The organism is Streptomyces cyaneus (genome assembly GCF_004028635.1).
Lineage (GTDB): Bacteria > Actinomycetota > Actinomycetes > Streptomycetales > Streptomycetaceae > Streptomyces > Streptomyces cyaneus.
The window spans coordinates 1-24,877 of record NZ_RQJW01000030.1; the positions used below are offsets into that span (position 1 = coordinate 1).

General features: G+C 69.5%; 28 protein-coding genes and 2 riboswitches. Of the genes, 10 read left to right on the forward strand and 18 right to left on the reverse strand.

Translation table 11 applies throughout. The annotated features are described in order from the left end of the window. Positions 1-167: 167 nt before the first annotated feature. Together EHO50_RS43585 and EHO50_RS43590 are read right to left on the reverse strand one after the other, a co-directional pair. On the reverse strand, positions 168-866 hold the full coding sequence (locus EHO50_RS43585; RefSeq protein ID WP_128437438.1) for an SDR family oxidoreductase: 699 nt from the start codon (positions 864-866) through the stop codon (positions 168-170). A 35-nt stretch (positions 867-901) separates the two neighbouring features. Then, positions 902-1,441 (reverse strand): LOG family protein, encoded by a 540-nt coding sequence (locus tag EHO50_RS43590; RefSeq protein WP_128437439.1) that lies wholly within the window; start codon positions 1,439-1,441, stop codon positions 902-904. Positions 1,442-1,492: 51 nt separating this feature from the next. On the opposite strand from EHO50_RS43590, the gene EHO50_RS43595 reads away from it, so the two are divergent. Both EHO50_RS43595 and EHO50_RS43600 read left to right on the forward strand, forming a co-directional pair. Continuing rightward, complete coding sequence (locus EHO50_RS43595; protein ID WP_128437440.1) at positions 1,493-1,816, forward strand: DUF427 domain-containing protein; 324 nt, start codon at positions 1,493-1,495, stop codon at positions 1,814-1,816. A 37-nt stretch (positions 1,817-1,853) separates the two neighbouring features. Further along, entirely contained in the window at positions 1,854-2,633 is a 780-nt protein-coding gene (locus tag EHO50_RS43600) for an alpha/beta fold hydrolase (RefSeq protein WP_128437441.1), read from the forward strand. Positions 2,634-2,675: 42 nt separating this feature from the next. Here the strand turns inward: EHO50_RS43600 and mnmA are convergent, their stop codons facing one another. Further along, complete coding sequence (gene mnmA / locus EHO50_RS43605) at positions 2,676-3,806, reverse strand: tRNA 2-thiouridine(34) synthase MnmA (protein WP_128437442.1); 1,131 nt, start codon at positions 3,804-3,806, stop codon at positions 2,676-2,678. A gap of 60 nt (positions 3,807-3,866) precedes the next feature. Between mnmA and EHO50_RS43610 the strand changes: the two genes are divergently transcribed. Next, positions 3,867-4,532 carry an N-acetylmuramoyl-L-alanine amidase gene (locus EHO50_RS43610; protein ID WP_128437443.1) on the forward strand — a complete coding sequence of 222 codons (666 nt, stop codon included), beginning with the start codon at positions 3,867-3,869 and terminating at the stop codon, positions 4,530-4,532. 4 nt (positions 4,533-4,536) lie between these two features. On the opposite strand, the gene EHO50_RS44390 is transcribed toward EHO50_RS43610, so the two are convergent. From EHO50_RS44390 to EHO50_RS44395, 4 genes are all read right to left on the reverse strand, one after another. Next, positions 4,537-4,695, reverse strand: coding sequence for a hypothetical protein (locus tag EHO50_RS44390; protein ID WP_164905127.1), 159 nt, complete (start codon positions 4,693-4,695; stop codon positions 4,537-4,539). Positions 4,696-4,799: 104 nt separating this feature from the next. Beyond that, positions 4,800-5,975 carry a cysteine desulfurase family protein gene (locus EHO50_RS43615; RefSeq protein ID WP_128437444.1) on the reverse strand — a complete coding sequence of 392 codons (1,176 nt, stop codon included), beginning with the start codon at positions 5,973-5,975 and terminating at the stop codon, positions 4,800-4,802. A gap of 684 nt (positions 5,976-6,659) precedes the next feature. After that, positions 6,660-6,938, reverse strand: coding sequence for a DUF4190 domain-containing protein (locus tag EHO50_RS43625; RefSeq protein WP_128437446.1), 279 nt, complete (start codon positions 6,936-6,938; stop codon positions 6,660-6,662). A 43-nt stretch (positions 6,939-6,981) separates the two neighbouring features. Continuing rightward, entirely contained in the window at positions 6,982-7,134 is a 153-nt protein-coding gene (locus EHO50_RS44395; protein WP_164905128.1) for a hypothetical protein, read from the reverse strand. A 153-nt stretch (positions 7,135-7,287) separates the two neighbouring features. Between EHO50_RS44395 and EHO50_RS43630 the strand changes: the two genes are divergently transcribed. Continuing rightward, complete coding sequence (locus EHO50_RS43630) at positions 7,288-7,914, forward strand: TetR family transcriptional regulator (protein ID WP_128437447.1); 627 nt, start codon at positions 7,288-7,290, stop codon at positions 7,912-7,914. 124 nt (positions 7,915-8,038) lie between these two features. Here EHO50_RS43630 and EHO50_RS43635 read toward each other — a convergent pair whose 3' ends face one another. Together EHO50_RS43635 and EHO50_RS43640 are read right to left on the reverse strand one after the other, a co-directional pair. Next, on the reverse strand, positions 8,039-8,455 hold the full coding sequence (locus EHO50_RS43635; RefSeq protein ID WP_128437448.1) for a hypothetical protein: 417 nt from the start codon (positions 8,453-8,455) through the stop codon (positions 8,039-8,041). 199 nt (positions 8,456-8,654) lie between these two features. Then, on the reverse strand, positions 8,655-9,518 hold the full coding sequence (locus EHO50_RS43640) for a thioesterase family protein (protein ID WP_128437449.1): 864 nt from the start codon (positions 9,516-9,518) through the stop codon (positions 8,655-8,657). 143 nt (positions 9,519-9,661) lie between these two features. Between EHO50_RS43640 and EHO50_RS43645 the strand changes: the two genes are divergently transcribed. Continuing rightward, positions 9,662-10,909, forward strand: a complete 1,248-nt coding sequence (locus tag EHO50_RS43645; protein WP_128437450.1) for an alpha/beta hydrolase — start codon at positions 9,662-9,664, stop codon at positions 10,907-10,909. Here the strand turns inward: EHO50_RS43645 and EHO50_RS43650 are convergent. Next, entirely contained in the window at positions 10,818-11,474 is a 657-nt protein-coding gene (locus tag EHO50_RS43650; RefSeq protein ID WP_128437451.1) for a trimeric intracellular cation channel family protein, read from the reverse strand. The genes EHO50_RS43645 and EHO50_RS43650 overlap by 92 nt on opposite strands. A gap of 245 nt (positions 11,475-11,719) precedes the next feature. On the opposite strand from EHO50_RS43650, the gene EHO50_RS43655 reads away from it, so the two are divergent. Continuing rightward, a complete protein-coding gene (locus tag EHO50_RS43655) occupies positions 11,720-12,244 on the forward strand; it encodes a hypothetical protein (RefSeq protein ID WP_128437452.1) in 525 nt (174 codons plus the stop codon). Continuing rightward, positions 12,241-12,711 carry a hypothetical protein gene (locus EHO50_RS43660; protein WP_128437453.1) on the forward strand — a complete coding sequence of 157 codons (471 nt, stop codon included), beginning with the start codon at positions 12,241-12,243 and terminating at the stop codon, positions 12,709-12,711. Before EHO50_RS43655 ends, EHO50_RS43660 begins: the two co-directional genes overlap by 4 nt. 158 nt (positions 12,712-12,869) lie before the next feature. Here the strand turns inward: EHO50_RS43660 and EHO50_RS43665 are convergent, their stop codons facing one another. From EHO50_RS43665 to EHO50_RS43700, 8 genes are all read right to left on the reverse strand, one after another. Further along, on the reverse strand, positions 12,870-14,132 hold the full coding sequence (locus EHO50_RS43665) for an ABC transporter ATP-binding protein (RefSeq protein ID WP_246101847.1): 1,263 nt from the start codon (positions 14,130-14,132) through the stop codon (positions 12,870-12,872). 14 nt (positions 14,133-14,146) lie between these two features. Next, positions 14,147-15,244: an ABC transporter ATP-binding protein gene (locus tag EHO50_RS43670; protein ID WP_128437455.1), complete on the reverse strand. Its 1,098-nt coding sequence runs from the start codon at positions 15,242-15,244 to the stop codon at positions 14,147-14,149. Next, positions 15,241-16,239, reverse strand: coding sequence for an ABC transporter permease (locus EHO50_RS43675; RefSeq protein ID WP_128437456.1), 999 nt, complete (start codon positions 16,237-16,239; stop codon positions 15,241-15,243). The genes EHO50_RS43670 and EHO50_RS43675 overlap by 4 nt, the downstream gene beginning before the upstream one ends. 111 nt (positions 16,240-16,350) lie before the next feature. Further along, entirely contained in the window at positions 16,351-18,147 is a 1,797-nt protein-coding gene (locus tag EHO50_RS43680; RefSeq protein ID WP_128437457.1) for an ABC transporter substrate-binding protein, read from the reverse strand. A gap of 71 nt (positions 18,148-18,218) precedes the next feature. Then, positions 18,219-19,226 (reverse strand): ABC transporter permease, encoded by a 1,008-nt coding sequence (locus tag EHO50_RS43685; RefSeq protein ID WP_128437458.1) that lies wholly within the window; start codon positions 19,224-19,226, stop codon positions 18,219-18,221. A gap of 371 nt (positions 19,227-19,597) precedes the next feature. Continuing rightward, the gene (locus EHO50_RS43690) at positions 19,598-20,398 is read right to left on the reverse strand and encodes an enhanced serine sensitivity protein SseB C-terminal domain-containing protein (protein WP_128437459.1); all 801 of its coding nucleotides are present in this window, start codon (positions 20,396-20,398) and stop codon (positions 19,598-19,600) included. A 172-nt stretch (positions 20,399-20,570) separates the two neighbouring features. Then, the gene (locus EHO50_RS43695; protein ID WP_128437460.1) at positions 20,571-21,362 is read right to left on the reverse strand and encodes an enhanced serine sensitivity protein SseB; all 792 of its coding nucleotides are present in this window, start codon (positions 21,360-21,362) and stop codon (positions 20,571-20,573) included. Between the two features lie 94 nt (positions 21,363-21,456). Then, positions 21,457-22,128, reverse strand: a complete 672-nt coding sequence (locus EHO50_RS43700) for an ATP-binding protein (protein ID WP_164905129.1) — start codon at positions 22,126-22,128, stop codon at positions 21,457-21,459. A gap of 168 nt (positions 22,129-22,296) precedes the next feature. Then, positions 22,297-22,395: riboswitch (glycine riboswitch) on the forward strand. Continuing rightward, positions 22,396-22,523: riboswitch (glycine riboswitch) on the forward strand. A gap of 38 nt (positions 22,524-22,561) precedes the next feature. Between EHO50_RS43700 and gcvT the strand changes: the two genes are divergently transcribed. From gcvT to EHO50_RS43715, 3 genes are all read left to right on the forward strand, one after another. Further along, a complete protein-coding gene (gene gcvT / locus EHO50_RS43705; protein WP_128437461.1) occupies positions 22,562-23,683 on the forward strand; it encodes a glycine cleavage system aminomethyltransferase GcvT in 1,122 nt (373 codons plus the stop codon). Between the two features lie 139 nt (positions 23,684-23,822). Then, the gene (gene gcvH, locus EHO50_RS43710) at positions 23,823-24,200 is read left to right on the forward strand and encodes a glycine cleavage system protein GcvH (RefSeq protein WP_128437462.1); all 378 of its coding nucleotides are present in this window, start codon (positions 23,823-23,825) and stop codon (positions 24,198-24,200) included. Between the two features lie 25 nt (positions 24,201-24,225). Then, on the forward strand, positions 24,226-24,877 hold a 652-nt coding region (locus EHO50_RS43715; protein ID WP_128437464.1), incomplete at its 3' end, for an aminotransferase class I/II-fold pyridoxal phosphate-dependent enzyme.

Sequence of the window (24,877 nt, forward strand, 5' to 3'; positions counted from 1 at the left end):
TCCTCAAACGCCGGAGGGGCTGATTTCAGGTGGCCTCACCCCTCGACGCCGGTCCAGGCATTCCAGCCCGTCCGGCGTTTGAGGACGAGGCCCGTTCAGGGCCGAAGCGGGGGTCTGGGGGCGGCAGCCCCCAGGGACGGGACGGGTAGGGGCGGCGGGGGCGAAAATCACCGCCCCGGCCGCACCGTCAGGTCGTTGACCTCCGCGTCCCTCGGGAGATCCAGGGCCATCAGGATCGTCGTCGCCACCGACTCGGGGTCGATCCACTTCGACGCGTCGTACTCCTTGCCCTCCTGCTGGTGGACCTTGGCCTGCATGGGGCTGGCGGTGCGGCCGGGGTAGACCGAGGTGACGCGGATGCCGTTGCCGTGCTCCTCGTGGCGGAGCGAGTCCGCCAGGGCCTTCAGGCCGTGCTTCGACGCGGCGTACGCGGACCAGTCGGCGTGAGCGTTGAGGCCGGCGCCCGAGTTCACGAAGACCACGTGGCCGCGGGTGGCGCGGAGTTGGGGGAGGAAGTGGCGGGTCAGCTCGGCCGGGGAGATCAGGTTGACGTTGAGCTGGTGTCGCCAGGACTTCGGGGTCAGGTCGCCGACCGGGCCGAGGTCGACGACTCCGGCGATGTGGAGCAGGGAGTCCACCCGGTCGGGGAGCGTCTGGTGGGAGAAGGCCCAGGACAGCTTGTCCGGGTCCGCCAGGTCGCCGACCAGCGTCTTCGCGCCGGGGAACGCCGCCGCAAGCTCCTTCGCACGGCCCGCGTCGCGCGCGTGGAGGACGAGTTCGTCCCCGCGCGCGTGCAGGCGGCGGGCGACGGCCGCGCCGATGCCGGAGCCCGCTCCGGTGATCACATGTGTAGCCATGCCCGCCATGCTCGCATCAGCTCGCGGTCGCTCCACTCCCCGGCTCACTCCACTCCCTGGCTCTCCTCCAGGTACGCCAGCGCCCCCACCGGCTCCTCCGCGAAGAACACCAGGTCGGTCAGCGGACGGGGCAGGAAGCCCTCGTCCTCCATGCGGCGGAACTGTTCCTTCAGGCCGTCGTAGAAGCCCGCGGTGTTGAGCAGGACCACCGGCATGTCCGTGTGGCCGTGCTTCTTCAGTTCCAGGATCTCCGTCGCCTCGTCCAGGGTCCCCGTGCCACCGACCATGATCACCACCGCGTCGGCCTTCTCCAGGAGCAGCTTTTTGCGCTCGGCCAGGTCCTTCGCGATCACCATCTCGTCGACGCCCGGGCGGACCTTGGCGGCCAGGAACTCCACGGAGACCCCGACGAGCCGTCCGCCCGCCTCCTGCACCCCGTCGGCCACGACCTTCATCAGACCCACGTCGGAGCCGCCCCACACGAGCGTGTGCCCGCCCTTGCCCAGCAGTTTCGCGAACTCGCGCGCGGGGCGCGTGTAACGGTCGTCGAGGTCGGCGGCGGAGAGGAAGACGCAGATTCGCATGGAGCCACCGTACGCGGGAAGAACCCGGCGCCCGCGAACGCTTTTGCGGATATGGCTGACGGACACACGATCACGATCGAGCAGGGCACGCAGCGCGTACGGGTGGTCCACGGCGACCAGGTCCTCGCGGAGAGCGACCGGCCCCTGGTCCTGCGGGAGACGGGCTGTCCCGTGCGGTACTACATCCCGGCCGAGGACGTACGACTGGACCTGCTGACGCCCTCCGACACACACACCTACTGCCCGTTCAAGGGAACGGCCTCCTACTGGTCGCTGCCCGACACGGCGGACCTCGTCTGGGCTTACCCGGATCCGAAGCCGGACGTGGCCGAGATCAAGGACCACCTCTGCTTCTACGAAGTCGAAGTGTCGTAAGCGATTAGTGCCATGCCGTACGGCAGTCTCCACAGGCATGGACAAGAAGACCTTTTCGGCCGACGGCACCTCCATCGCGTACGAGATCTCGGGTGAGGGGCCGCCGGTGATCCTCATCAGCGGCGCGATGTCCACCGGGGGCACCGTGGCGCCGCTGGCCGTGCCTCTGTCCGAACACTTCAGGGTCGTCGTGTACGACCGCCGAGGGCGGGGCGAGAGCGGTGACACGGCGCCGTACGCGGTGGAGCGGGAGGTCGAGGACCTCGCCGCGCTGATCGAGGCGGTGGGTGGGGAGGCCGCGTTGTACGGCACCTCTTCGGGGGGCGCGCTCGCGCTCGAAGCGGCGGCGAGTGGGCTGCCGGTGCGTCAGGTCGCGGTGTACGAGGTGCCGTTCGCGGTCTACGAGGGCGGCGCGAAGGAGCGTGCGCAGTACACCGAGCGGCTGACCGAGGCGCTGGCGGAAGGCCGGCGCGGGGACGCCGTCGAGCTGTTCCTGCGGCTGGCCGGGATGGCCGAGCAGATGATCCAGGGTGCCCGCCAGTCCCCCATGTGGCGCGGCATGGAGACGATCGCATCGAGCCTGGCCTACGACAACGCCGTGATGGGCGACGGTCTGGTCCCCCGGGATCGGCTGGCCTCGATCACGGTCCCGGTGCTGGCCGTGGCCGGCAGCGCGAGCCCGGCGTGGATGCAGGAGGCGGCACGCGCGGTAGCCGAGATCGTGCCCGGTGGGTCGCACCGGAGCCTTCCGGGGCAGACGCACATGGTGGAGCCGGAGGTGCTGGGGCCGGTGCTGGTGGAGTTCTTCGAGGCGTGACCGAGGCCGGGGCCGGCCGCTGAACGGCCCCGGGTCCCTCACTCAGACGCTCGTGGGCGTGGCCCGTACCGTCGACGCGATCGTCGCCGAGCCCACCACGCGCGTGCCGTCGTACAGCACGATCGCCTGGCCTGGGGCGACGCCGCGGACCGGCTCCGCGAAGGTGACCTCCAGGGAGCCGTCGACCAGCTCGGCGGTCACCTCGGTCTCGCCGCCGTGGGCGCGGAGCTGCGCGGTGTAGGTGCCGGGGCCGGTCGGGGCGGTGCCGCACCAGCGGGGCTTGATGGCGGTGAGGGCGCTGACGTCGAGGGAGGCCGCCGGGCCGACCGTGACCGTGTTGTTCACCGGCGAGATGTCGAGGACGTAGCGCGGCTTGCCGTCGGCGGCCGGGGTGCCGATGCGCAGGCCCTTGCGCTGGCCGATGGTGAAGCCGTACGCCCCCTCGTGCGTGCCGAGCTTGGCTCCCGACTCGTCGACGATGTCGCCCTCCGCCTTGCCCAGCCGGTTCGCGAGGAAGCCCTGGGTGTCTCCGTCGGCGATGAAGCAGATGTCGTGCGAGTCGGGCTTCTTGGCGACCGCGAGGCCGCGGCGCTCGGCCTCCGCGCGGATCTCGTCCTTCGTCGTCAGGGTGTCGCCGAGCGGGAACATCGCGTGCGCCAGCTGCTTCTCGTCCAGGACGCCGAGGACGTACGACTGGTCCTTGGCCATGTCGGAGGCGCGGTGCAGCTCGCGTGTGCCGTCCTCGTTCAGTACGACCGTCGCGTAGTGGCCGGTGCAGACCGCGTCGAAGCCGAGGGCCAGCGCCTTGTCCAGCAGGGCCGCGAACTTGATCTTCTCGTTGCAGCGCAGGCACGGGTTCGGGGTGCGGCCGGCCTCGTACTCGGCGATGAAGTCCTCGACCACGTCCTCGCGGAAGCGGTCGGCGAGGTCCCACACGTAGAACGGGATGCCGATGACGTCCGCGGCGCGGCGGGCGTCGCGGGAGTCCTCGATGGTGCAACAGCCCCGCGCGCCCGTGCGGAAGGATTGAGGGTTCGCGGAGAGCGCGAGGTGGACGCCGGTGACGTCGTGGCCCGCCTCGGCCGCGCGGGCGGCGGCGACGGCGGAGTCGACCCCGCCGGACATGGCGGCGAGGACGCGAAGGGGGCGGGAGGGCTGCGCGGTGTGAGTCATAACCCTTCCAGGGTACGGGGGCGTGGGAACCAGGGCCCGCGAGTATCCGTTGACGATCACATGGGACAGCGGAAGGCTTCGAAGGACGGCGACCGGAAGGTCGGGCGTCGTGCGTTGCTCATCGGCGGGACGGCGGCCGCGGTGGGCTCGGCCGTGCTGGCTCGCGACGAGTTGGCGCGGCTGTGGTGGCGGGTGCCGGGCGTGGAGAAGCCGCGCAAGGAGGGCGAGGTCGACTACGCGGGCGCGCGGTGGGTGGCGGCGTCGGACGCGAACTGGAGACGGGCGGACCGTCCCGACGACTACGGCATAGACATGGTGATCATCCATGTCACCCAGGGCAGCTTCGCCAGCGCGGTGAAGGTGTTCCAGGACCCGGAGCACGGGGCGGCCGCGCACTACATCGTCCGCAAGGACGGCCACATCACACAGATGATCCGCGAGCTGGACGTGGCCTACCACGCGGGCAACCGCGACTACAACGAGCGCAGTGTCGGCATCGAGCACGAGGGCTTCGTGGACCGGCCGCAGGACCTCACGGACGAGATGTACGAGGCCTCGGCGCGGCTCACGGCCCGGATATGCGCGCGCTACGACATCCCCGTCGACCGCGAGCACATCATCGGACACGTGGAGGTGCCGGGGACCGACCACACGGACCCCGGGGAGCACTGGGACTGGGACCGGTACATGAAGCTGGTGCGGGCGGCTCCCGCGGCGGAGGCGTGAGCGGTCAGAGCAGGGCGGCGACCAGGGCCGCGGCGGGCGGCAGTCCCTGGCCGAGCGCGCCCCGCCACAGCCAGGGGAAGGTGGCGGCGAAGACGAGCGCGGAGGCGATCAGGCACGCGCAGAGGTAGACGACGACGGCGAAGACCTGGGTGGCGACGTTCACGGGCGGAGTGTCACGGGCGGAGTGTCCGCCTGTGTCCGGCCGCCGACGAGAGCGCGCGGCGGAACCCGTGTGCCCCGCCGGAACCCATGCGGCTTCTGCGCCCCCTACGTCAACCCTGCCGCCCGCGCTCGTTCCACCGCCGGGCCGATCGCCTTGGCGACCGCCTCGACGTCGGCCTCCGTCGAGGTGTGGCCGAGGGAGAAGCGCAGGGTGCCGCGGGCCAGGTCGGGGTCGGTGCCGGTGGCCAGCAGGACGTGGCTGGGCTGGGCGACGCCCGCGGTGCAGGCGGAGCCGGTGGAGCACTCGATGCCCTGGGCGTCCAGGAGCAGGAGCAGGGAGTCGCCCTCGCAGCCCGGGAAGGTGAAGTGCGCGTTGGCCGGGAGGCGGCCGCCGGGTGCCGGGTCGCCGCCGAGGATCGCGTCCGGGACCGCCGTACGGACGGCCTCGACCAGGGCGTCGCGCAGGGCGCCGATCTCCCGGGCGAACCATTCGCGCTGCTCGGCGGCGAGGCGGCCGGCGACCGCGAAGGAGGCGACCGCGGGGACGTCGAGGGTGCCGGAGCGGACGTGGCGTTCCTGGCCACCGCCGTGCAGGACGGGTACGGGAGTCTGGTCGCGGCCGAGGAGCAGGGCGCCGATACCGTACGGGCCGCCGATCTTGTGGCCGGAGACGGTCATCGCGGCGAGGCCTGAGGCGGCGAAGTCGACAGGGACCTGGCCGAATGCCTGGACGGCGTCGGCGTGCAGCGGGACGTCGAACTCCCTTGCCGCGTCGGCCAGTTCGCGGATCGGCATGACCGTGCCGATCTCGTTGTTGGCCCACATCACGGTGGCCAGGGCGACGTCGTCGGGGTTGCGGGCGATGGCTTCGCGCAGGGCGTCCGGGTGGACCCGCCCGTGGGAGTCGACGGGAAGGTACTCGACGGTGGCGCCCTCGTGTTCGCCGAGCCAGTGGACGGCGTCGAGGACCGCGTGGTGCTCCACGGGGCTGGCGAGAACGCGGGTGCGGGTCCCTGCGGGGTCGGCGTCGCGGCGGGACCAGTACAGGCCCTTGATCGCGAGGTTGTCGGCCTCGGTGCCGCCGGAGGTGAAGACGACCTCGCTGGGGCGGGCGCCGAGTGCTTCCGCGAGGGTTTCGCGGGCCTCCTCGACGGTTCGCCTCGCGCGGCGGCCGGATGCGTGGAGGGAGGAGGCGTTGCCGGTGACGCTCAGCTGGGCGGTCAGCGCCTCTGCCGCCTCCGGGAGCATGGGGGTCGTCGCGGCGTGGTCGAGGTAAGCCATGGTGGCCACGATTCTAAAGGGCGCCGGTAAAGGGCCTTGCGTCAAGGTTGCCCGGGGTTGCAGCCAGGTCGCACCTTGCCCGAGTTGCCCTTGAGGTCGGTCGCGATGCACCCGGCGCTGCAGGCCGTGCCCACGGGGCGCTGCGCTTGGCCTGAGCCGACGATCGCGCCCGGCGCTGCAGGCCGTGCCCACCCGTTCCGCCCTGCGGAACGACTGCCCACGGCGGTCCCGGCGGTCACCGTCACCCGGGGGCGGTCGGCGGTTCGCGGCCGACGGTCGGCGCTTCGCGGTTCGCGGTCGGCGGTCGGCGGTCAGCGGTCAGCGGTCGGCGGTCGGCGGTCGGCGGTCGGCGGTCGCCAAGGCGATCGGCCCGGCGGTGGAACGGCGGTCGGCGCTACATGGCCGTGGCAGGCGGTACGTGGCCGCGGCAGGAGATAGGCGGTACATGGCCGCAATAGCGGCAAGCGGTACATAGCCGCGGCAGGCGGCAGCAGTCACATGGCCGCGATAGGCGGTACGTGACCGCGATAGGCGGTACTGGCCGCAAAGCGGCACGCGGCGGTACATGGCCGCGGCAGACGGTTCGCAGCACGCGGGCCCCAGTGCCGTCGGCTCACGGCTGCGGCTCGTCCCCGGCCGCTTGCCGTCAGGTCGGACGTCGCCTCCGGGAGACCTCAGGGTCTCCTAGAAGCTCCAGGACAGCGTGTTGTCCATCTGGACGAACGCCAGCAGGACCAGCAGGTCTGCGACGCCCAGGCCCATGCCCAGGAACGCCCGGCCCCGGCGCTTCGTGCCGCGCCACAGGGACACTGCCGCCAGGACGATGGCGACCGGGCCGAGGAAGACGTTGAAGACCAGCAGGCCGAGGAGGCCCAGGATGAAGGACGCCACGGCCATGCCGTCGGCGTCGCGGGTACGGGTGCGGGTGCCGGGGCGGGTGGTGGCCGGTGCGGTGAGTTGCATGGGTATCAGCTCCCGAGGAGTCGGTGCGGTGCGGTGGGTGGAGTCAGTTGCGGCGGGCGCGGCGCTCGCGGGCGGCGAAGATGCCCAGCCAGGCGACGATCACGGCGGCGGCGACGGCGGTGAAGGCGAGCGGTGCGTGGGCCACGGTGCCCAGCAGCACGCCCAGCAGCAGAAGTGCGGCGACGAGGAACAACATGGGATCGAATCCCCCTCCGAGATCTCTCTTGCTCTCCGAGATCTCTCTCGTTACGTTTCGGTGAACAGTTGTAGTAACAGTTGTTCACTGACTCCCAAGTCTAGCGCGCCCCACGGCTTTTCAATTCCAGAGAACAGTTGTTAACTGCATGGTATGAGTCACACCCTCGGCCTTCGGCAGGCCCAGAAACAGAAGACCCGACAGGCGCTCCTGGACGCCGCGTTGGGACTGCTGGAGGAGCAGAGCCTGAGCAGTCTCGGTCTGCGCGAGGTCACCCGCGCCGTCGGCGTCGCCCCGACAGCCTTCTACCGGCACTTCCGTTCCACCGCCGACCTCGGTGTCGCCCTCGTCGAGGAGGCGCTGGGCAGTCTGCATCCGATGATCCGCACGATCGTCTCCTCGTCCGGCGACAGCGACCAACGCATAGAGCGCGCCGTCGGGTTGATCGCCCAGCACGTGGCGACCCACCCGGCCCACGTCCGCTTCATCGCCCGCGAGCGGCACGGCGGGGTGCAGTCGGTGCGGGAGGCGATCCAGGACCAACTGGCGCGTTTCGCCGAGGAGGTGAAGGCCGCGCTCGTCAAGGACCCGGTCTCCGCGGGCTGGAACGACGACGACCTCCTCATGCTCGCCGACCTCTACGTCGACCAGATGCTGATGACGGCCTCGCTGTTCCTGGACGTCCTGGAGGCGCCGGAGGAGGAGCGGCGGCGCGTCGCCCACGTCGCGACCCGCCAGATGCGGCTGATCAGCATCGGCCGGGAGCACTGGCTGGACTGAGCACCGACAGCACGACAGGGGCGGCGCCCCCGCTGCACGGGAGTGCCGCCCCTGTCGTACGTCATACGGCGGAAGTACCGCTCCTACACGGCGGAATTGCCGCCCTGCCTTACGGCGTCCTGCGTCAGTTCTTGGTCGCCGTGGCCGCCGCGCTCGGGGCGCCGCTCGGGGCGCCGCTGGGAGCCGCCCCGCCGCCCTGACCATCGCCCGGGCCGCCACAGCCGCCGCCCTGGCCACCGCCGGGGCCGCCCTGGCCGCCACCACCCTGCCCTCCGCCGGGGGCGCCGCTGGGCGCACCGCTCGGCGCGCCCGAGGGAGCACCCGACGCCCCTGCCGACGGCGCCCCCGAGGGAGCACCGCTCGGCATGCCCGACGGCGCCCCGCTGGACGCGCCCGACGGCTGCTGGCACGACGACGACGACTGCTGGCCGGAGTTGCCGCTGTTCGAGGTCGACGACGAGTCGCCGGAGCCGCAGGCCGCCAGGGCCAGGGGCGAGAGCGCCAGCAGGGCCACGGCGGGGAGGAGACGCGCACGCTTCATGAGAAACCGCTCCAAGGAAGATGAGGAAGTCCTGGGCGGGAACTCAATCAACGCAGTTTGGGGCTTCGTTGAGGCTCTGCTGTAAGCGACCTGTGCGCCGGGCAAAGCGCCTCCAAAGACGCCTCGCTGACCTGCGCGTTTCCTCGGAGCCTCACGCTACTCGCTGGTACAAGGCCGTGACAGAAGCGACCACGAGCCTTCAGCTCAGCCTCACCCGTGCCAGCTGCCTCGACTGTGCGACCAGCCTGTCCGCGCTGTCCCAGACCTCCGCGTCCTCCTCCAGGAAGCCGCCCGCGAGGTTGCGCGTCGTGATGGACACTCGCAGCGGGCCGGGGGCCGGGCGGCACCGTATGTGGACGGTGAGTTCGACCGTCGGGACCCAGCCGGAGATGCCGATCTCGAAGGCGGTCGGGGGCAGTGCGTCCACCGCCAGCAGCAGCGACAGCGGGTCGGCGTCCCGGCCGTCGGCCAGGCCGAACCACGCCCGCATCTCGCCCTTGCCCGACGGCTGACCGAGCGCCCAGCCCAGGGTGGACGGGTCGAGCTTGAGCATCAGACGGTCGGTGATGGCCGAGCTGCCGTCGACGGGGGCGGGACCGTCCTCGGGGCCGAAGCAGTGCTCCAGCGGCGGGAACGCCGGCGGCTTGGCGGTCGTACGGACGTCGTCGGGGAGGGAGTCGAGGTCGCCGTACGAGGCGAGGACGCGGATGCGCTCGATCTCGTTGCCCTCGGCGTCGTACTGGAAGAGCGAGGCCTGGCCGGTCGACAGCGTCCGTCCCGTGCGCACCACGTCCGTGCGGACGACCGCCGGGCCCGGCTGGGACGCGGTCAGGTAGTGCGCGGAGATGGTGAACGGGTCGCTGTGCGGCAGGGCGTCCGCGAGGGCGCGACCGAGGACGGCCAGCAGGTAGCCGCCGTTGACGGCGCTGATGATGGTCCAGCCGGCCGAGAGGTCGATGTCGTAGACGCCGGGGGCCCGCGGGGTGAGCGCGGTGTCGCGGTCGAACTCGCTGTCGCCGATCGTGGCCTGCGTGGCCGTCGGGGCGGAGGCTGCTTCTGGCATGGATGAACGGTACAACAGGTAACTACTAAGCGGTAGCTTTTCCCGCCCCCGAAGGGCTGAGGCTCATTGAGATATGGGCAACTTTTCGGTAAGCGTCATCCCCCGTCCGAAACCTGAGACGCCGATAAGCCCTCTATCGGGACATGAGTCTCACCGGGACCCCATTCCTCTACACGCTCATCGCGCTGTGCGTCGTCGCCGTCGCGCTGCCGCTGGTCCTCTGGTCACGGGTGCGCGGACCCAAGGTCCTGCGGGCCGCCGCCCGGATGCTGATGCTGCTGTTCGCCCAGGGCACCGCGGTCGCCCTGGTCTTCACGCTGGTCAACAACTCCAACCAGCTGTACGACAACTGGGGCGACCTGCTCGGCACCAGCGACCATGTGCACGAGGCCGCCGACCTCGGGGCGAGCGGCACCGGCGGGATCGCGCTGGAGAAGCTGCCCAAGGTCCGGCAGGTCTTCAAGCCGGGCAAGGGCCCCGGCATGCGCACGGAGGGCGGGGTGCTCGTCACGCAGCTCAAGGGCCGGGTGTCCGGAGTGCACGCCGAGGTCAACGTCTGGCTGCCGCCGCAGTACCGCGACCCCGCCTACCGCAATCACAGGTTCCCGGTCGTCGAGGTGCTGCCGGGCTACCCGGGCTCGTCGAAGGCCTGGTACGGCACGATGGACGCGCCCCAGCAACTGGCGCCGCTGATGCGCAGCGGGCAGATCGAGCCGTTCATCATCGTCTCGCCGCGCACCACGCTGCTGCCGGGACTCGACACCGGCTGTGCGAACGTCCCGGGCAAGGTGAACGCCGACAGCTGGCTCAGCGTCGACGTGCCGAAGATGGTCATGGACAACTTCCGGGCCCAGGCCGCGCCGGACGGCTGGGCGGTCGCCGGGTACTCGGCGGGCGCGCACTGCGCGGCGAAGCTGGCCATCGCCCACCCCGACCGCTACCGGGCCGCGGTCAGCATGTCCGGCTACAACGACCCCGCCGCAGTACCCCAGTCGCTGGCCGGCAAGTCCCCGGCGCTGCGGGCCGCGAACAACCCGTACATGCTCCTCAAGGAGTCCCGGGTCCCGCCGCGCGTCGCGCTCTACCTGTCCGGTCAGCCGAAGGACGGGTACGAGGCGGCCCTGGCCCTCCAGCGGGCCGCGAAGGCGCCGACGACCGTGGACGTGGTGTTCATCCCGCGCAGTGCGGGCGGCCACACCATGGCGCTGTGGAAGCCTCAGGTCGTCCCGGCGTTCCGCTGGCTGACCGAGGTGATGGGCACGCGGCACCCGGTCCGTACGGCGCCTGGCTCCGGCGGGACTACTCCTCTCGCACCGTCGACCGCCGGTTCCAGGCACGCGGAGCTCGCCAGTGGTACCGCATCGCCAGCAGCCGCAGCACGAACGCCGTGACGACCGCGAGGGCGCTGGTGAACGGGTTCAGGGCGTCGTAGCGGATGCACAGCACGACCATCGTGGCGCCGACGATCGCCGGGACCGCATACAGGTCGCGGTCCCAACGCAGCAGTGACGGCACCTCGTTGGCCAGGACGTCGCGCAGCACACCGCCGCCCACGGCGGTCGCCATGCCCAGGCAGGCGGAGGCGGTCAGGCCCAGCCCGTAGTCGTACGCCTTCGTCGTCCCGGCGACGCAGAAGAGGCCGAGGCCCGCCGCGTCGAAGACGTTCACTCCGGTCTGGATGCGCTCCACGTGCGGGTGGAGGAAGAAGACGAGGAGCGCGGCGAGCAGCGGGGTGAGGAAGTACCCCAGGTCGGTGAAGGCGGCCGGGGGTACGGCGCCGATGATCACGTCCCGGAACAGCCCGCCGCCCAGGGCGGTGACCTCGGCGAGGACGGCGATGCCGAAGACGTCGAAGTTCTTGCGGACGGCCAGCAGGGCGCCGGAGATCGCGAAGACGAAGATGCCGATCAGGTCGAGCGTGTGCTGGACGGACGGGCTGAACAGTTGCTGGAGCACCCGAGCATTCTCGCCTGTGACTGGATGCCCGCCACGCCCGGAGGGTCTCCGCGCCACCCGCAGCATCAAAGCGCTTTCGCCCGAATTCTCTCTGAGGCTTATTTGAGGCTACTGACAAAGCATTGGCAAGGACATCACAAAATACCTACTGCGCCACGGAACCCCTGTCGTACGTTTGCGATTGCGGAGGAGTCACCACACGGGGTGGCTGACGGTCTCCTCCATTCCTCGACCAGGGAAACAACTTGACGCACTACGCGAGAACCGCAACGGTCGGCGCGACATTGCTCGCATTGGTCGCCGTCGGTACGAGTTCAGCTCAGGCCGCCACACCCTCCGCAGTACATCCGGACAACTGCGGCACCGAGTCGTCATATGAATACAGCGCCGTAAAATCCCAGCATGTGGGAATGGTGCCCCCGTCCAGTGCGCCGGGCGGACACACGCTCGGCATCACCCTCACCGCAGGCGCATCGATCACCGGCACCATCAGCGGATCCGTTCAGGGCGAACAGAGCATCATCGTCGCGAACGCCAAGGAAACCCTGGGGCTGTCGTTCGCGCTCACGATGACGGCATCGGTCTCCTACTCGGACAGTTGGAAGGTACCGAGCTCCTGGCGGAAGGGGTACCTTCACGCCGGCGCCGACCGGGACACGATGAATTGGCAGTACGGACACTACGGCGCGAACTGCAAGTGGGTGGTCACGCGCCATGGCGTCGCGAAACTCCCGTACCACCTTCCGGCATTCTGGAGCACCAAGGGATGATTTCCGTCGCCGGCGGTCGTTTCTCGCAATGCGCGGCACGCGTGGCCGTACTGTCCGCGGTGTTGATATCCGCGGCCGGCTGCGGCGACTCAGGCTCCTCTGCGCAGCAGCCATTGCCGAGAAAGGCAGCGAATTCATCGGCGGCAGCGAAAATGGAGTTGCCGACGCTGAAATCTCTCGAGGCCTCGGCTCCGTCCGGGAAATTGCTGGTGGCGCAGAGCGGGCGCGGTGCCCAGCGGTTCGACGTGCCCTTGCCGAAGGTGGGTTCCCAGGTCACGGTACGGCTGATCTGCTTGGGGCCCGGTGATGCGAAGGTGACCGACGGGTCCGGTGGCTCCGTCCTGGAAGTGGCCGGATGCAATGCCACGGCGGCGTACACCACGGGGTTCGCCGGCGCGAAGAGCGACCGGGCGATGAGGCTCGCGGTGCAGCCTTCCGTGTCGTGGCGAATGCTGGTCTGGGGGTAGCCCGAGAGGTCCTCCACCAGGCGCGAACAAAATGCAGGACCGGCAGGGGGTACCTGCCGGTCCTGCATTGCGTCATGTCCTGCATCGCGTCATGTGTTGCAGCGTGCCGGACGGAGTAGCCCGGAGTTCTCCGGGCTCGTCAGGGGTCCGACAGGCAATCACTTCTGCCGGTCGGTCGACTCCTGACCATCCGCGTCCGCATCCGCATCCGCATCGGCATCCGCTTCCACTTCGGTGGAGCCATTGGCCTCGGCGGCCACCGCCACCGACGTCTGTGCCGACGCCGCCAGCACCTCGTCCGCCACGAACGCCGAGGCCTCCTTGGCAGCCGTGAGGAGCACCGTGTCCTGCGGCGCCTGGTCCTCGAAGTTCTCCGGGTGGTGGCAGGCGACCTGCTGAGCGGGCCGCAGCTCGATGAGCGGTGGCTCGGTCGTCCGGCAGATCTCCGTCGCCTTCCAGCACCGGGTGTGGAACCGGCAGCCGCTCGGCGGGGAGATCGGCGACGGTACGTCGCCCTTGAGCAGGATGCGCTCGCTCTTGGCGTGCTTGCGCCTCGGGTCCGGAATCGGCACCGCCGACATCAGCGCCTTGGTGTACGGGTGCATCGGTGCCCGGTACAGGGATTCGCGATCGGCCAGTTCGACGATCTTGCCGAGGTACATCACCGCGATCCGGTCCGAGACGTGCCGGACGACCGAGAGGTCGTGCGCGATGATCACGTACGTCAGGCCCAGCTCCTGCTGGAGGTCGTCGAGCAGGTTGACGACCTGAGCCTGGATGGACACGTCGAGCGCGGAGACCGGCTCGTCGGCCACGACCAGCTTCGGGTTGAGCGCGAGCGCGCGGGCGATGCCGATGCGCTGGCGCTGGCCGCCGGAGAACTCGTGCGGATAGCGGTTGTAGTGCTCGGGGTTGAGGCCCACGACCTCGAGCAGCCGCTGGACCTCCTTCTTGATGCCGCCGGCGGGCTCGACGCCCTGCAGCCGGAAGGGGGCGCCGACGATCGTGCCGATGGTGTGGCGCGGGTTCAACGACGAGTACGGGTCCTGGAAGATCATCTGCACATCGCGGCGGAGCGGACGCATGCCGCTCACGCCGAGGTGCGTGATGTCCTTGCCCTCGAACTCGACCTTGCCGGCGGTCGGCTCGAGCAGGCGGGTGATCAGCCGGCCCATCGTCGACTTGCCGCAGCCCGATTCGCCCACGACACCGAGGGTTTCGCCGGCCTTGACCTCGAAGTCGATGCCGTCGACCGCACGCACCGCGCCGACCTGCCGCTGGAGCAGGCCCTTCTTGATCGGAAAGTGCTTCTGGAGCCCGGTCACCTTCAGCAGGGTCTCGCCGGCGGCGGCGTCCTTGGTGAGGGTGGCCGCGCCGGCGGCGCTCGTCTCGGTGCCGTCGCCTTTCGCGGGAGTGGTCACAGCTTTGTCCTCGCTCACAGCTTCGGCGCAATCTCTTCGGTCCAGATACGCTCCCGCTGCTCCTGCGTCATGTGGCAGGCCGCCCAGTGTCGGCTACCGACCTCGGAGAGCTCCGGGCGGACCGTGCGGGTGACGTTGTCCTTCGGGACGTCGGCGTACGGGCAGCGAGGGTTGAAGGCGCAGCCGGACGGGACGTTGATCAGGGAGGGCGGTGAACCCTTGACCGGGATCAGCCGCTCCTGCTGCTCGCGGTCCAGGCGCGGCATCGAGCCGAGCAGACCCCAGGTGTAGGGGTGCCGGGGCTCGTAGAACACCTTCTCGGCCGGCCCACGCTCGACGCAGCGGCCGCCGTACATCACCAGGATGTCGTCGGCGAGTTCGGCGACCACTCCCAGATCGTGCGTGATGATGATGACCGCGGAGCCGAACTCCTTCTGCAGGTCGCGGATCAGGTCGAGGATCTGCGCCTGCACGGTCACGTCGAGGGCGGTCGTCGGCTCGTCCGCGATGAGCAACTCGGGGTTGTTGACCAGCGACATCGCGATCATCGCGCGCTGGCGCATACCGCCGGAGAACTCGTGCGGGTAGCTGTCCACGCGCTTGTCCGGCTGCGGGATGCCCACCCGGTCGAGCATCTCGACCGCACGGCGCTTGGCCGTCTTCTTGTCCACCTTGTGGTGGATCCGGTACGCCTCCACGATCTGATGGCCGATCGTGTAGTACGGGTGCAGCGCGGACAGCGGGTCCTGGAAGATCATCGCCATGTCGCGGCCACGCAGCTTGCGCACATGGTCCGGGTCGGCGGACAGCAACTCGGTGCCGTTCAGCCAGATCTCGCCGGAGATCTGCGCCTTGCGCTTGCCGTACTGGCCGGCGGTGTGCAGGCCCATGATGCCGAGCGAGGTCACCGACTTCCCGGAGCCCGACTCGCCCACGATGCCGAGGGTCTTGCCCTTCTCCAGCTGGAAGCTGAGGCCGTCGACGGACTTGACCAGGCCGTCGTCGGTCGGGAAGTGCACCTTCAGGTCGCGCACTTCCAGGAAGGAGGTCGGGGCCGGCGACGTGCCCGTGGGCTCCCCCAGGGCCGCTCCGGTCTTGCTGAGTTCGGTCATGCCAGCCTCACTCGGGGGTCGATCACGGCGTACAGGACGTCCACCACGAGGTTGGCGATGAGCACCGCGAGAGAAGTGATCAAGGTGACGCCCAGGATGACGGGCAGGTCCTGGTTCTTGATCGCGTTGAGCACCGCCTGGCCGAGGCCGGGCAGGTTGAACGTCGTCTCCGTCAAGATCGCGCCGCCGATGAGCGCGCCGAGGTCCATGCCGAGCATGGTGAGGATGGGCGTCATCGTCGAGCGCATGGCGTGCTTGCCTATGACCGTCTGCTCCTTGAGGCCCTTGGCGCGCGCGGTGCGGATGTAGTCCTCGCCGAGGATCTCCAGCATGGTGGCGCGGGTGATGCGCGCGTACATCGCCGCGTAGAGGAACGCCAGCGTGATCCACGGCAGGATCATGCCGCCGAACCAGCCGGTGAAGCTCTCCTCCAGGGGCGTGTACTGACCGTCGAACCAGCCCAGTCCGAAGACGAAGACCGACAGGGAGAGCAGACCGGTGAAGTAGATGGGCAGGGAGACACCCGACAGCGCGACGACCATCGCGCCGCGGTCCCAGATGCTGCCCCGCTTGAGCGCGGAGAGCACACCCGCCGCGATGCCGAAGATCAGCCACAGTACGGCGGCGCCGAGCGCGAGACCCAGGGTCACCGGGAAGCGGTCGGTCAGCACCGGCCAGATGGCCTGCTCGCTGCGGAACGAGTAGCCGAAGCACGGCGCGGAGCAGTGGGTGACGTCACCGCCGGCCGCGTAGGTACGGCCCGCGAAGATGCCCTTGAAGAACTCCCAGACCTGGGCGTAGATCGGGTCGCTGAGCCCGAGCTTCTGCCGCACCGCCTCGACGGCGGCGGGGTCGGCCTGCTTGCCCACGAAGCTCGAGGCGATGTCGACGCCCGCCCACTTGGGGACGAGGAAGAAGATGCCGAAGACCACCAGGATGATGACCACGAGCATCACTGCGGCGGCGAACAACCGCCTGATGAGGTAAGCGAGCACAGCTCTCGGCCCGCTGCGGACCGCGGGCCACCGGAGGTCTTCCGGTGGCCCGCGATCACGCCGCGCCGGCCTTCACCTGCCTTTCGTGCCGTTCGGCGGGTGTGCCGGTTATCAGGTCGTGGACTTCAGGCCGAGGTTGACGAAGTCGTACATCCCGCTGTAGCCGTCGGTCGTGTACACGTTCGCCAGTCGGTCCGAGCGCCAGTTGATGAACTTCTCGAAGACGAAGGGCAGGTAGTAGCCGCCCTCCATCACCTTGTGGTTGATCTCCGTGGCGATCTTGGTCTTGCCCGCGTCGTCCAGCGTGGTGACGTACTGGTCGAACAGGCCGTCGATCGTCTTGTCCTTGATCATGGCGAAGTTGTTGTTACCACTCTCGAGGATGTACTTGCTGTCCCACAGCGGCATGCCGTAGCCCTGGACGGTCGGGAAGTCCGGACCCCAGCCCATGATGATGATGCCGTAGCCCTTCTTCTTCACGTTCTCGGGGCTACCGATGATGCCGGAGGTCTGCGAACCGTCGAACTGGTCGATCTGGGCGTTGATCCCGACCTTCTTCAGCGACGCCTGCAGGGACTGGGCGGTGGCCACCTCGACCGGCTTGTTGTTGCGGACGGCGATGGTGGTGGAGAAACCGTTCGGCTTGCCGCAGGCCTTCAGCGCTTCCTTGGCCTTGGCGACGTTGCCCTTCTTGTTGGCTCCGGCGATCTCGTACGGGTCGTACTTCTGGCCCTCGGCACCCGCCACGGACGGGGGCAGCATGTTGGTGCCGATGTCACCACCGGCGATCGGGCCACCGCGCGCGGTCTGCAGCGACACGTGGTCGGCGCCGTAGATCACGGCCTTGCGGCACTCGGCGTTGTTGAACGGCGCCACGCTCTGCGGGAAGGTCGCATAGCGGATGTAGCCGGTGACCGGGTTGTCCAGGTTGGCCTTGTGCTGCTTCAGGGCGGTGGTGCGGCCCTGCGGCGACATGCCGGTCTGGTTGATGTCGAGGTCCAGGTCACCGTTGATCAGACGCTGGTCGAGCTGGTTGGCGTCCGAGAAGAACTGGACGGTGATCTTGTCCGGGTAGGCCTTGCGGATCGGGTCCGAGGCCTGCTTCCACTCGGTGTTGCGGACCAGGGTCAGGTCCTTGCCCGGGCTGTACGACTGGAACTTGTACGGGCCGGAGGAGAACGGCTTCAGTCCGTACTTGGACTTGGTGTCCTTGTCCTGGCGGACCGGGGACGCGGAGGTCAGGCCCAGCATGTCCTCGAAGTCCGAGTTGGCGGCCGGCAGCTTGAAGACGATGGTCTTGTCGTCCGGCGTCTCGATCGCCTTCAGACCCAGCTTGTCCTTGGAGGTGTCCTTGTACGGGCCCTTGTACTCGCCCTTCGGGTCCAGCACGTCCTTCAGGTAGACCGGGCCGCCGGACAGCACGTCCTGCGCCCAGACGCGCTCGATGCCGTACTTGACGTCCTTGGACGTGATCGGCTTGCCGTCCTCCCACGTGACGCCGTCACGCAGGGTGTACGTGTAGGTCTTGCCGTCGTCCGTGACCTTGGCGAGACCGGTGGCGAGGTCCGGGGTCAGCTCGGCGCCGGCCTTTCCGGGCTCCGTCTTGTTCGTGACGAGCTGGCGGCTGTAGTAGCGCGAGAAGTTCCACATGAAGCCGTAGTAGCCGCGCGTGGTGTCCCACGAGTCGGCGTCCTGGGCGCCACCGAACTTCAGCGTGCCGCCCTTCTTGGCCAGGGAAGCCTGGGCGACCTTGTTGTTCGCGGCGTCGAAACCGGCCGCGCCCGTCTTCGAGCCGCCGTTGCTGTCGCTGTCACCGCCGCCGCACGCCGCCGTGGTCAGCAGCGCGGCGACCGCGGCGACAGCGGCCCACGCCTGCTTTCGCCGCCCTGAGGTGCGTTGGGTAGTCACGATCTCGGATCCTCCGGATTTGATGAGAGACCCCGTGTGTAGGTGTCACGGGACACTTTTGGTACGGCAGTTCAGCGGGAGGCCTTCGGGTCCAGCGCGTCACGCACGCCGTCGCCGAAGAGGTTGAAGGCAAGAACGGTGATGAAGATCGCCACGCCCGGGACCACCATGTACATGGGATCCGAGTCGTAGTAGTCGATCGCGCTCGAAAGCATCTGCCCCCAGGAGGACGTGGGCGGTTTGACGCCCACGCCCAGGAAGCTGAGTGCCGCCTCGGTGAGGATGTTGGTGGGGATCATCATCGTCGTGTACACGATGATCGGCGCGACCAGGTTGGGCAGCAGCTCCTTGAACAGGATGTACAGCCGCCCGGCGCCCAGCGAGCGGGCCGCCTCGACGTACTCCCTCTCTCGCAGGGAGAGCGTTTGGCCGCGCACCACGCGTCCGATATAGGGCCAGCCGAAGAAGCCGATGACCAGAATCATCACGAACACGCGCACGGACGAGCCGGTCAGCCCCAGCATCTGGTTCGGCATGACGGAGACCAGCGCGATGATGAACAGCAGCTGCGGGAAGGCCAGCAGACCGTCCATCACACGGCTGATGACGGAGTCGACCCAGCCGCCGAAGAAACCGGCGAGCACGCCCAGGATCGTGCCGAGGACGACGGCGACGAGCGCGGACAGGAAGCCGACCAGCAGGGAAATCCGGGCGCCGTAGAGGATGCGGGCGAAGATGTCGCGGCCATTGACCGGCTCGACTCCCAGCCAGTGGTCACCGCTGACCCCGCCCAGGGACCCCGTGGGCGTACCGAACAGCGGGTCGATCAGTTCCTCGTGAAAGGCGTCCGGGTCCTGCCCGTACAGGCTGGTGATCACGGGCGCGAGCAGCGCGACAACGACGAGGAACAGCACCACGGCACCGCCCGTCAGGGCGAGTTTGTCCCGCTTGAGGCGCTCCCAGGCGATTCGCCCCAGGGAACGTCCCTGTACGGCCTTCGCGTCAGTGCCGGCTACGGCCGCCTCTTCGGCCGCGCTCGGGGCCACTTCCGCGGTCGGCTCGTGCAATGGTGCCGTCATCAGGCAGGGACCCCTCTCAACCGGCGGTAGCCGGCCCACACTTGCCGCTGTGGCGGCATGATCAGTCCGTCGTACTCATTCGTCGTACACAGGGGCGAACACCCCTGGTGCGGGAGTCTTCAATGCTTCAGCGTTTCGTTGCCAGACCTGGCGATGAAAGGATGCGTAACCGTGATGCTGTCTGGGGAGTTCCGTTATCCGAACAACGGGTTACGGGGGCCGGACGCCGGCTACTTGGGGCGTATAAGGATGGACCGGGACCTTCCGATCGCATCTACGCGCGGAGATATGCCTGCGAAAGCGAAGCGCGCGGCCTGCGCAGCCTACGACAGGCGGTTTGCGGACTGATCGGCGGTTCAGCCGCCGACTGCTCAGTAACGGCCCGGTGCCGGTGGGTAGCCGTAGCCGGCCGCCGGCGCCTGAGCGGAGGCGGGGGCGTGTGCCTCGCGGTCGTAGAAGGGGCGGGCGCTCGCCCGCATCCACATGGCGACCGGGTCGTACTCGTCGGACATCGCCACGGTCGACACCGGCAGTCCGTCCGGACACGCGCCGATCGACTGCAGCATCATCGAGCGCACCGAGTCCACGGCGGGCGGGCTGGTGTCGTACACGTCGAGCCCGATGGCGAGATACGGCGCACCGAGGGCCGGCTGCACCCAGGCGCGGCGCAGTGAGCGCACGGCCGGGGTGCGGTGGGCGTTCTGCGCGAGCAGGGCGTAGAACTGCGGGACCTCGATGCCGGGCTCGGACAGCCGCAGCGGGCCTGCGGGCTGGCGGTCCAGGCCCGTGGCGATGCGGCGCAGGTCGAGCCAGGGGATGCCGACGCCGCCGCCCGGGGCGTGCGGGTTCAGCCAGAGGCCGAAGTGGTCCGGGTAGAGAGTGCGGGCCACGTCGACTCCGTCGACCACTTCGTAACTGCGGTTCCAGCCGCTGGCCGACAGCTCCTGGGCGGAGGTGACGCACGGGGCGTAGCCGTGGCCGTCGACCTCCATGTTTCCGTACTGGGCGTCCGGGGAGCCGGCCTGGCCGTGCCACAGCAGCATCCAGACCTGGCCGGTGGACGGGGTCGCGAGCGCGCGCAGGAGGGCCTCGTAGGCGTCGTAGCGCCCGGGCGTCACCTGGCGCAGCATGTGCTCGACCTGTCCGGTCGAGGTGGTGCCGCTCGCGCTCACCTTTTACCGCCCTTTCGGGAAACGTGGGTTTCGAAGCCAGCTTAAGCGTTGAAAGCTCGGGACTTGATGTGGTCTGCGGGCTGCGGGTGGTACGTGGCTTGTCGCGCCCGCGCGGCGGAGCCGCATATCGATACAGCCCCGCGCCCCTGGCGGCGTCGCCCCTTACCGGCGGCTAGAAAACCCGCTGGTAGAAAGGGCGGACCTGCTGGCGCATCCAGTCGATCACCGGGTCCTGGGCGACGTCCAGGAGGACCAGGTTGACCGGCCACTGGACCGGCGTGCGGCCCAGCGCCCGGGCGAGGGCGTCCATGGGGGCCGCGCGCAAGTCGCCCTCCCAGTGGGAGAGTTCCACGCCTATGAACATCACCGGGGTGGCCGTCTCGATCGCCGCGAGGCAGCGGCGTGCCGTCACGACCACGCCGGTCTCGGCGAACTCCGCCGACGCCGCCGCGAGGAAGTCGATCGGGTCGTCCTGCCAGTCGGGCTGGTAGAGCTTGACGCGGCCTCCGGAGTTGAGGCCGTCCAGCGGGGTGCGGCCCACCCGGCAGAGGTCGGCCACCGCCGCCGGGGGCAGCGGGACACCGACCACTCCGTCCGGGTTCACGGCGATGCCCACCTGCGGGGGCAGGCCGCGGGCGAACTCCACGGCGGGAGCGATGGTGTACGACATGTGGGAGCCGACGACCTGGCGGAACTGTTCCTCGGAGCTGAAGACCGGGACGTACGCCTGGCCCTCGATCTGAACCGTGGGCAGGTCCAGCGGGCCGCTGTGCGGGCCGCCGCCGCCCGGCAGGGGCACCCAGACGAAGCTGCGGCCCAGCACCTCGATGATCCGGCCGCCCGCCGAGGGCAGGCCGAGGGAGGCCGAGAGCACCTCCTCCAGTTCGTTACCGGGCCAACCGCCGTGCGGATGGGGGTGTGCCAGTGCCGGGAAGTCCGCGGGGAGATCCGCTGGGAAGTCCATCTGCTCTCTACCGTCTGCTGTGAACCGCTGCCGTGAACCGCTGCTGTGGCTCAAAAGGCTAGCGGGTGACCACCCCGTACAGGTCTACGGCCGCTCAGCCCGTGAAGCCGATCCGGCGCAGGACGTCCGCCGCCTCCCGGTCAATCAGCACCGCCGAGCCGCAGCCCTGGGGCAGGTGGCCCTTCTCCACCGAGCGCAGCAGGCGGGCGGCTGCCCTGCGGTGGCGCAGGAAGGCGTAGCGGGAGACGCCCCGGCCGCGTTCGCGCTGGCCTTCCAGGGCCGTGCCCGGGGTGACGTCGAGCAGCAGCAGGTGCAGGGTGCCGCCACGGCGGCGGGCCTCGCGGGCCAGCCAGCCGCGCACCCAGGCCTGCGTACCGCAGTCGTGCACGACGACGCCCCCGGAACGCACGGCTCGGCGCAGTCCGGCGTAGTGCGCGAGGCGGACCAGGGGGCGGTAGGCGGCGTAGGGGAGGAAACGGGGCATGCGGGCGGCCCAGCGGTCCCGGGTGTCCTGGGAGTCGACGCGGGCGCCCTGCACGGTCCGCTGCATCAGCGTGGACTTGCCGCTGCCCGGCAGGCCGGTGATCACGACGAGGTCCTCGGGGCCGAAGAGCAGGGCGTGCGGGCTGTGGCCGGAGCGCTCGCGCAGGTCGCGGACCACGGGTGCGAGGCGCGTGCCGCGGGCTTCGGCAGCCGGGGCCGTGGGCTGCTTGGGCAGCGCGAGGCCCGAGGTCGTTGCGTACGCCGTGGTGCGCTTCACCGTCATCGTCCTCCTCCGGGGTCAGGAGTCCCCATCCCCACTGAGCGTAAAGAGAAGGTAATGGAGGATCTCTCGCTTTTTGTTCGCTTCCCGCCACAAGCCGGTTACAGACGCGGCCTGCCGAAGACCGGCCCGGCGTGCAATGATGTCGGCGCCAACTGCATACCGGCCGTTTGAATCCGCGCGGGAGAGTCCCTGGCAGTGCATCGCCGGGGCGCCGAAGGAGCAAGTCCCTCCCTTGAATCTCTCAGGCCCCGTTACCGCGCGGGCGAGGCACATCTGAAAAGCGGGCCGCTCCCTCTCCGACGAGCAGAGGTGCGGCTCCACCCAAGGTGCAAGTCCTGATCGTCCCCGTGGCGGTCGTGGCGAACCTCTCAGGTTCCGATGACAGATGGGGAGGAACGACCTCGCCCGTCATGCCCTTGGAGACGACCGTCCGATGAGCAGTACAGAAGAACTCCGTCACACCGCGCTCGATGCCCTGCATCGCTCGCTCGGCGCGACGATGACCGACTTCGCCGGCTGGGACATGCCCCTGCGCTACGGCTCCGAGCGCGACGAGCACAACGCCGTACGCACCAAGGCCGGCCTGTTCGACCTCTCCCACATGGGCGAGATCACGGTCACCGGGCCGCAGGCGGCCGACCTGCTGAACTACGCGCTCGTCGGCAACATCGCCTCCGTCGGCGTCGGCCGCGCCCGCTACACCATGATCTGCCGGGCCGACGGCGGCATCCTCGACGACCTGATCGTCTACCGGCTCGCCGAGACCGAGTACATGATCGTCGCCAACGCCTCCAACGCCCAGGTCGTGCTGGACGCGCTGACCGAGCGGGTGGCGGGCTTCGACGCCGAGGTCCGTGACGACCGGGACGCTTACGCCCTGATCGCCGTGCAGGGCCCGGAGTCTCCCGGCATCCTCAAGTCCCTCACCGATGCCGACCTCGACGGCCTGAAGTACTACGCCGGTCTGCCGGGCACCGTCGCCGGCGTCCCCGCCCTCATCGCGCGCACCGGCTACACCGGCGAGGACGGCTTCGAGCTGTTCGTGAAGCCGGAGCACGCCGTCGAGCTGTGGCAGGCGCTGACCAAGGCGGGCGAGGGCGTCGGCCTGGTCCCGTGCGGGCTGTCCTGCCGGGACACCCTGCGCCTCGAGGCGGGCATGCCGCTGTACGGCCATGAGCTGTCGACCTCTCTCACCCCCTTCGACGCCGGGCTCGGCCGGGTGGTGAAGTTCGAGAAGGAGGGTGACTTCGTCGGGCGCGAGGCGCTGACCGAGGCCGCCTCCCGCGCCGAGTCGAACCCGCCCCGCGTCCTGGTCGGCCTGGTCGCCGAGGGTCGTCGCGTCCCGCGCGCCGGGTACCCGGTCGTCGCCGGTGGCGAGGTGATCGGCGAGGTCACCTCCGGTGCGCCCTCCCCCACGCTGGGCAAGCCGATCGCCATGGCGTACGTCGACGCGGCGCACTCGGCGCCGGGCACGGCCGGGGTCGGCGTGGACATCCGCGGCAGCCATGAGCCGTACGAGGTCGTGGCGCTGCCGTTCTACAAGCGGCAGAAGTAACCCCAGGCGTAGAGACTGGCCCAGAAGTAGCGGCCGACAGCGGCCCGTGCGTGACCCTGCGCACATTTCCGCTGCTCACGCACGTTTCCAGCAGTCCCCCATTCATCACCACTCCCGCGCGTACAGGAGAATTCAGGCCATGAGCAACCCCCAGCAGCTGCGCTACAGCAAGGAGCACGAGTGGCTGTCGACCGCCGAGGACGGCGTCGCGACGGTCGGCATCACGGAGTTCGCGGCCAACGCGCTCGGCGATGTCGTCTACGCCCAGCTCCCCGAGGTCGGCTCGACCGTGACCGCGGGTGACACCTGCGGCGAGCTGGAGTCGACCAAGTCGGTCTCCGACCTGTACTCCCCGGTCACCGGCGAGGTCACCGAGATCAACGAGGACGTGGTGAACGACCCGGCGCTGGTGAACTCCGCCCCCTTCGAGGGCGGCTGGCTGTTCAAGGTACGCGTCACGGAGGAGCCGGCCGACCTGCTCTCCGCGGACGAGTACGACGCCCACACCGCCGGCTGAGGAGTCGTAACCCCTTATGACTGACATGTCTGACAAGTCACTTCTGAACGCGCCCCTGCACGAGCTCGACCCGGCCATCGCCGCCGCGCTCGACGCCGAGCTGGAGCGCCAGCAGTCCACCCTGGAGATGATCGCCTCCGAGAACTTCGCGCCCGTCGCGGTCATGGAGGCCCAGGGTTCGGTCCTGACGAACAAGTACGCCGAGGGCTATCCGGGCCGTCGTTACTACGGTGGCTGTGAGCACGTCGACGTGGCCGAGCAGATCGCCATCGACCGGATCAAGGAGCTGTTCGGCGCCGAGTACGCCAACGTGCAGCCCCACTCCGGTGCTTCGGCCAACCAGGCGGCCCTGTTCGCGCTGGCCCAGCCCGGCGACACCATCCTGGGCCTGGACCTGGCCCACGGCGGCCACCTCACCCACGGCATGCGGCTGAACTTCTCCGGCAAGCAGTTCAACGTCGTCCCCTACCACGTGGACGACTCCGGTCTGGTGGACATGGCCGAGGTGGAGCGGCTGGCCAAGGAGCACCGGCCGAAGGTGATCATCGCCGGGTGGTCGGCGTACCCGCGGCAGCTGGACTTCGCGGAGTTCCGGCGGATCGCCGACGAGGTCGAGGCGTATCTGTGGGTCGACATGGCGCACTTCGCCGGTCTGGTCGCGGCCGGGCTGCACCCCA